A 7,184-nucleotide genomic window follows, 5' to 3' on the forward strand; every position below is an offset into this window, starting at 1 on the left:
GGAGGCAATTAAAAAATTTTATATTAAAATTTTATTTCACCGCACGATTAAAATTCAATTAAAATTTTAATTGCACCCGCAAAAAAATTGCGGTGCTGACAGCCCACACGGAGGGTGTCTGTATGGACGACAGTTCACAGCAAAAATACGTTCCTTCCAAAAAAGAAATGCGCAAGGTCGTAATTGCCAGCCTGCTTGGCGCCACCATTGAATGGTACGACTTTTTCCTCTACGGCGTGGTAGCGGGCATTGTGTTCAACAAGCTCTACTTCCCCACCGCCGACCCCTTCATCGGCACCATCATGGCCTACAGCACCTTTGCCATCGGCTATCTGGCACGCCCCCTTGGCGGCTTTATATTCGGCCATTACGGCGACAAGCTGGGCCGCAAGCGCATGCTCATTCTCACCATGCTCATCATGGGCATTGCCACAATGGGCATCGGCCTTGTGCCCACCTATGCCTCCATTGGCATTGCCGCACCCATCCTTCTGCAAACGCTGCGCCTGTGTCAGGGCCTTGGCCTTGGCGGCGAGTGGGGCGGCGCGGTGCTCATGACCTATGAGTACGCCAGCGATCGCCAAAAGGCCTTTTACGCCAGTATCCCCCAGATGGGCCTTGCCACTGGCCTGTGCCTTTCTTCCGGCATGGTCGCCCTGCTCTCCTGGCTGCTGGACAACGAGCAGTTCCTGGAGTGGGGCTGGCGCTTTGCCTTCCTTGTGAGCGTGGTGCTCATCGCCATTGCCCTCTACGTGCGCACGCATATTTTGGAAACCCCCGAATTCCGCAAAGCCGAAGCCAAGGGCGATACCAGCAAAAAGGCCCTGCCCATCGTGACCGTGTGCAAAAACTACCCCGGCAACATTGCCCTGGGTGTTGGCGCGCGGTGGATTGACGGCGTGTTCTTCAACGTGCTGGCCGTATTTTCCATCACCTACCTTGTGCAGCAGATCCACACCACGCGCACCGAGGCCCTTACGGCGGTCATGTTTGCAGCCCTGCTCATGTGCCCCTTTATTCTGATCGCCGGCCACCTGGCCGACCGCTTTGGCCGGGGCCGCATTTACGGCCTTGCCAGCCTTGCCTGCGGCATTTCCGTCTTCCCCTCGTTCTGGCTTATGCAGAACAGCGGCGGCAACATGTTTCTGGTTGGCCTTGCCATCGCCATCCCGCTGAGCATCTTTTACGCTGGTGTTTTTGGGCCCGAAGCCGCGTTGTTCTCTGACCTCTTCCCTGCTGAAGTGCGCTACACGGGTATTTCCATCGTGTACCAGTTCCCGGGCTTTCTGGTTGCGGGCATAGTGCCCGGCGTGTGCACCGCCCTGATCCAGTGGAACGACGGCGATCCCTTCTACATCTGCATCTTCGTACTCGTAGCGGCAGCAACCAGCGCGTTCTCGGCCTTTACCATCCAGGCGCGACATAACAGATTGGCTGCGCAGGCTGCGGGAACCGCACAGGGTTAGCATCATGCGTATATTGCAACTTTCAGACACGCACCTGCGGGGCGACCACAGCCTGTCTTTCAGGGTGGTAGATACCCGGCGTTGCCTGGACGAAGCCGTGGCTCACGTGAAAAACCTGACGCAACAGCCCGATATTATTGTCATCACAGGCGATCTTGCCGACAGCGGAGACCTTAACGCATATCACATCCTGCACGACGAACTCTCACCCATTGGGGTGCCCGTGTACGCCGTGCCCGGCAACCACGACAGGCGCGACCGCCTGCGAGAGGTAATGTCCCACTGGTGCCCGGCCAAGGAAGATATTGCGCCCTACCTCTGCTATACGGTGGAAGAGGAAAACCTGCGGCTGATCATGATGGACAGCATGAGCCCCGGCTCCCATTCCGGTCACTTCCCCGCCGAAACCGGCGACTGGCTGGAACGTGAACTGGCAAAGCGCCCGGATACGCCAACCATGTTTTTCATGCACCACCCCCCGTTTGTTACGGGCATGGGGGCCATGGACGAACCTTTTGAAAATGTGGAGCGCTTCGCAGCAATTGTAGAGCGCAATCCGCAGATGCGGCTGAGTTTCGGCCACATGCACCGCCCCATCGTCACCGAGTGGCATGGACGGATCGCCATGACAGCGCCTGCGGTTTCCATGCAGATAGACCTTGATCTCTCCGCCGAGGGCGGCGACACCTTCCGCATGGAAACGCCGGGCTATCTGCTCCACCACTTTGACAACGGCGTGTGGAATTCCCACATTTGCCAGATTGCAGTGCAGGCTACGTTTGCCGGGCCGTATCCCTTTGCTGGCTCGGTGAATCCTACCCAATAGTGTTTCCCGACATGAAACACCCGCGCAAGCGGGCCGGGGCTGCCGACATCGGGTCGGCAGCCCCGGCACCCTCCAGAAATCACGCCGCTATCTGCCTTCCCCTCTTTTTTTCTGCCCCACTTGTGCCAAATCCACTCATTTTGAGATAGCTTTTCGCATTTGAGAGCGAGCCCCAGCCTCTAGTCGCCACTTGCAATCCAAGTGCACACTCCTCTTCACATTGCCCACACCAAGTTGATAAAAAACTGAACGCAGCAGATATTGACATCACTATCAGACCGGTCTAATTTTTAGATATGAAAGAAAGCGCACGAGAAAAAATCATTGCAGTAGGTGTTGAAATAGTCGCTGTTTCCGGCTTCAACGCCACAGGCATAGACGCCATACTCAAGGCGGCGGGCGTGCCGAAAGGCTCGTTCTACCACCATTTTGGCACCAAGGAAAACTTCGGCATCGAGGTCATCAACCTCTTTGCTGAAAACTATACAAAAAAATTGCACGGCTACCTTGATGACGAAGCGCTGGCCCCGCTCCAGCGCATCCGCAGGTATCTGGAAGAAAGCATTGAACGTACAGTGCAGGACAACTTCAGCAAGGGTTGCCTCATCGGGAATCTGGGGCAGGAGTTGGCCGCTCAGAGCGAACGATTCAGATGCCGCCTGGAAGAAGTCTTCCACGACTGGCTCGGACTGTTTGCCAAGTGCCTGCACGAAGCGCAACAGGCTGGCGAGCTGAACCCGGGGCTTGATCCCCAGCCGCTTGCAGGCTTTCTCCTCTCTGGCTGGGAAGGAGCCATTTTGCGGGCAAAGGTCATGCGCTCGCCCGAGCCACTGAAACAATTTGTGAACGTGCTGTTCACAAGGGTTTTAACAGCAGGGTAATTGTTATGCCGCAACAAGAAATCGGCAATCCTGAGGCAGAGCGGGGCAAGCCCGCGCATGCCTGGGTCGCTGTCAGCCAAAATCTGCGGCATCCCAACCCACACCACACATATAACAGCGAGCATTATTATGAACGCGCAGAAAAAAATACTTATGGTTACGACCAGCGCCGATGCCCTGACCAACGGCAGAAAAACAGGCGTGTGGCTTGAAGAAATCGCAGTTCCCTATCTTGCTTTGTCAAAGGCTGGCCTCTCCATAACCGTTGCCAGCCCAAAGGGCGGGGCGGTGCCAGTTGATCCCCACAGCCTTGATGATGCGTCCGTTGCCAAATGGCCCGACATCCTTGAACTGCTGAAAAATTCTGCACCCCTCAAGGAGATTCAGGCTGAAGGCTTTGACGCCATCTTTCTGCCTGGCGGGCACGGCACCATGATGGATTTTGCCACCGATGCCGAGCTGAAACGCCTGCTCAACGATTTTGCCAAAGCAGACAAGATTATTGCGGCAGTGTGCCACGGCCCGGCTGGGCTGGTCGGTGCCAAAAAGCCTGACGGCTCCCCCCTTGTGGCGGGCAAAACCATAACGGCCTTTACCGATGATGAAGAAATTGCCATGCAGCTGGAAAAGGCCGTTCCCTTTATGCTGGAGACAACACTGCGCGGCGAAGGCGCTAACTTTGTGGTCGGCCCCATGTGGGTGCCGCATGTGGAAGTGGACGGCAAGCTCATAACCGGGCAAAACCCGGCCTCCAGCGAACCCATTGCCCAGGCGGTTCTTGAACGGCTGCGGTAAGTTATCTCGTATAAAAAGCGGCAACGCCCGGTTCCCCATTACTCTGGGGAACCGGGCGTTTTCCGTTGGCCTTGGCCAGGCGTTAGCACACGGTCGGAAGTCCAGCCAAAAGTTATTTCACGTAGTGGATGCGCTCCGCATTAAACCTGTCCTGCTGCGTTTTTTTCTCCGCAGGATAGCCCAGTGGGAAAATGGCAAAGGCCCTCTGCCCCGCTGTCACAGGCAGAATTTTTTCCACCTTTTCCATCCGGTCTTCGTCAGGGGCCACACCAAGCCATACGCCGCCCAAGCCCAGTGAATCCACCGCCAGCCAGAGGTTTTGCATGGCTATGGCAAGATCAATCTGCGCATATTGGGGAAAACGGCAGCCCTCCTGCCGATAGGCGGCCACAATGGCCAGAGGGGCGTCTGCCGCGCACCCAGCATATGGGCTGACCTTGGCGAGCGCATGCAACTTTTCTCTGGATGTCACCACATAAAAATCCCACGGTTGCTGATTGCCCGCAGAGGGTGCGGCCATGGCGGCGCGCAACACCTGCTCGACCTTGTCACTTTCAACGGCGCGGTCTTCAAACTTCCGCACGCTGACCCTGTGGAAAATTTCTTTCATGGGGACCCCCTTGGCTAGTGTGCTGCCAGTTTAAATTATTGCAGAATATATGCGCTTACAATTTGGCCATAATAGGCGATGTGCGCATCGCGGTTTGCTCCAACTGCTGAACCGTCAACATCCTGAGGATAAAACTTTGACTGGTATTCGGTGATCAGGCTGGGGAGATCCTGCTTCTGCTTGTACACGATCTTGCACTCAAGGGTGAGAGGCAGTTCCTTGATGGCGGGGACAGAAATAAGTTCTGGATCCACAAGGGTCAGGCCAGCTTCAGAAATTTTATCCAGATTTCGCCCGCATTTTGAGCCGCAAATACCAATAATTTTTTTGGAGTATTCGCCAAAAGGCACGTTAACGGTGAATTCTGGGTTTTTATCCAGCAATTCGCGTGTAAAACGGTGCTCGCGCACATAGGCCACAAATACCGGGCTGGACCAATCAATGCCGAGTGTTCCCCAGCCAATGGTCATGCTGTTTACCCGGCCATCCGCCTTGGAAGTAAGCAATATGCCCTTGGGCAGAGCTTCAAGAATATTCTTGGCATATTCGGCAACGATAATTTTTTTTCTTTCCATAATTCAATCCTCATTTGGGTGGTAATATAGTGCGGGCTTAAAAGCCACTCTGCAGATTTGTGGGTGCAGCCAGAACGGGTTTGGTGGGGCATTGATGATTCCCACGAATAGGGCCTTGCATTCCCTTGAAAAAAATTGCCTGTTTCCCGTGTTGCGAATCGATTATTAGACCGGTCGTATAATAAGTCAAGCAGATTTATTTGTTCGCAGCATGCGGGGCATACTCGGCAGCATAACCATCTGCCCATATTATAATTTTGGAGAATAAGGCAAATAAACAGGAGAATCGTGCTAGCGACCAGCCCCTTGGCAGGAGTATGAAAATATCGGGATTAAGGCCTGCCCGCTCTTGGCAGCCCCCTGCCGCAGGCGGTATTCTCCTCATGGCAGCCCGTGCCCATGAAAGCGAGAAATAAAAATTTTGTAACCGCGCACAAGTTGCTGCACTTTTTGGCTCACGCTCAATTATGCAATACAATCCTTCCGGTTCATACAGCTAAACGCAAAGGTGAATACTTATGGAAAAAGCAAAGGTGTACTTTACAGATTTTCGCACCAAGGCTTTTGGCGATGGCTTGCCCACCAAGCTGAAAAAAATGATCAAAAAAGCAGGCATCGGCCATATTGATATGAAGGGTCGCTTTGTTGCCATCAAACTGCACTTTGGAGAACTTGGCAACATAAGTTACCTGCGCCCCAACTATGCGCGCGCTGTTGTTGACACGGTCAAGGATTTTGGCGGTAAACCGTTCTTGACCGACTGCAACACCATGTATCCCGGTAGCCGCAAAAATGCCCTGGAACATCTGGAATGCGCCTGGCAGAACGGTTTTACGCCCCTTACGGTGAATTGCCCTATCATCATTGGCGACGGACTCAAGGGCACGGACGAAGCACTGGTACCTGTTGTGGGCGGCGAATATGTCAAGGAAGCCAAGATTGGCCGCGCAGTTATGGACGCCGATATTTTCATCAGCCTCACCCACTTCAAGGGGCATGAAATGACCGGCTTTGGCGGAGCCATCAAGAACATCGGCATGGGTTGCGGATCGCGCGCTGGTAAAACTGAGCAGCACAGCAACGGCCAGGCCAACATCAACGAAGCACTGTGCGTTGGCTGTAAGGCCTGCATCAAGCAATGCGCCAATGACGCCCTGCACTACTCTGCTGAAACCAAGAAAACCACGGTCGATCACAATAACTGCGTGGGCTGTGGACGCTGCCTGGGTGCGTGTAATTTTGACGCCATTTCTTTCGCGCATGATGCCGCCATTGAAATGCTCAACTACAAAATGGCGGAATACACCAAGGCAGTGCTGGACGGTCGCCCGCATTTCCATATTTCGCTGATTGTGGATGTTTCACCCAACTGCGATTGCCATGGCGAAAATGACGCGCCTATTCTGCCCAACATCGGCATGTTTGCATCGTTTGACCCGCTGGCGCTTGATCAGGCCTGCGTGGATGCCTGCATGAAGGCAAAGCCCCTGCCCGGCAGCCAGCTTGCGGAAAATATTGCGAAAAAGGGATTTGTGGATCACCACGACCACTTTAAAAATTCTGGCCCTGAATCCGAGTGGCGTGCCTGTCTGGAGCATGCTGAAAAAATCGGCTTGGGTACGCGCGAATATAATCTGATTGTGGTAAAGTAAGCAGCAATTATTGCAAGCGCAATACTGGCCGGGGCAACCCGGCCTTTTTGCGTAATGCCGCATGAAGCAAAGACTCTAACTCTCAAGCGCCAAAGTACATGCAAACACTAGGGAACCAGCATTAGCGGAGTCACGTTCAGCGCATTCGGGCGAGATGTTGCTTTCCACGAGTCGCTAACATCCTGGCCTTTAAAGGGTCATGGTGAGGGACAGCTATAGCGTTACCTTTCCCCCCGCCTTTCGCAGGACGTGGTGTGTGATTATTGTGACGTAGCCTGCCGCCTTACCTTTTGCAGGTCGTGACCAGGAGATGGTTGTGGCGTCGCCTTCCTTAGACTCGCCGGAGCGTAGGCGGAGGCGATGTGCTGGTGTTGGGCGA

General features: G+C 54.3%; 7 protein-coding genes. 5 read left to right on the top strand and 2 right to left on the bottom strand.

Going from position 1 to position 7,184, the window contains the following annotated elements; translation table 11 throughout:
* The first annotated feature begins 122 nt into the window (after positions 1 to 122).
* The 4 genes from RDK48_RS11920 (at position 123) to RDK48_RS11935 (ending at position 3,968) form a co-directional block, all read left to right on the top strand.
* Complete coding sequence (locus tag RDK48_RS11920) at positions 123 to 1,466, top strand: MFS transporter (RefSeq protein WP_298993933.1); 1,344 nt, start codon at positions 123 to 125, stop codon at positions 1,464 to 1,466.
* A 4-nt stretch (positions 1,467 to 1,470) separates the two neighbouring features.
* Positions 1,471 to 2,292, top strand: coding sequence for a phosphodiesterase (locus tag RDK48_RS11925; RefSeq protein WP_298993931.1), 822 nt, complete (start codon positions 1,471 to 1,473; stop codon positions 2,290 to 2,292).
* 296 nt (positions 2,293 to 2,588) lie between these two features.
* Entirely contained in the window at positions 2,589 to 3,173 is a 585-nt protein-coding gene (locus RDK48_RS11930; protein WP_298993929.1) for a TetR/AcrR family transcriptional regulator, read from the top strand.
* Between the two features lie 129 nt (positions 3,174 to 3,302).
* The gene (locus RDK48_RS11935; RefSeq protein WP_298993927.1) at positions 3,303 to 3,968 is read left to right on the top strand and encodes a type 1 glutamine amidotransferase domain-containing protein; all 666 of its coding nucleotides are present in this window, start codon (positions 3,303 to 3,305) and stop codon (positions 3,966 to 3,968) included.
* A 112-nt stretch (positions 3,969 to 4,080) separates the two neighbouring features.
* Here RDK48_RS11935 and RDK48_RS11940 read toward each other — a convergent pair whose 3' ends face one another.
* Together RDK48_RS11940 and RDK48_RS11945 are read right to left on the bottom strand one after the other, a co-directional pair.
* Complete coding sequence (locus tag RDK48_RS11940) at positions 4,081 to 4,578, bottom strand: nitroreductase family protein (RefSeq protein WP_298993926.1); 498 nt, start codon at positions 4,576 to 4,578, stop codon at positions 4,081 to 4,083.
* 35 nt (positions 4,579 to 4,613) lie between these two features.
* The gene (locus RDK48_RS11945) at positions 4,614 to 5,153 is read right to left on the bottom strand and encodes a flavin reductase family protein (RefSeq protein ID WP_298993924.1); all 540 of its coding nucleotides are present in this window, start codon (positions 5,151 to 5,153) and stop codon (positions 4,614 to 4,616) included.
* Between the two features lie 518 nt (positions 5,154 to 5,671).
* Here RDK48_RS11945 and RDK48_RS11950 point away from each other — a divergent pair.
* Entirely contained in the window at positions 5,672 to 6,805 is a 1,134-nt protein-coding gene (locus RDK48_RS11950; protein WP_298993923.1) for a DUF362 domain-containing protein, read from the top strand.
* Positions 6,806 to 7,184 lie beyond the last annotated feature (379 nt).

This window comes from uncultured Desulfovibrio sp. (assembly GCF_902477725.1).
GTDB lineage: Bacteria > Desulfobacterota > Desulfovibrionia > Desulfovibrionales > Desulfovibrionaceae > Desulfovibrio.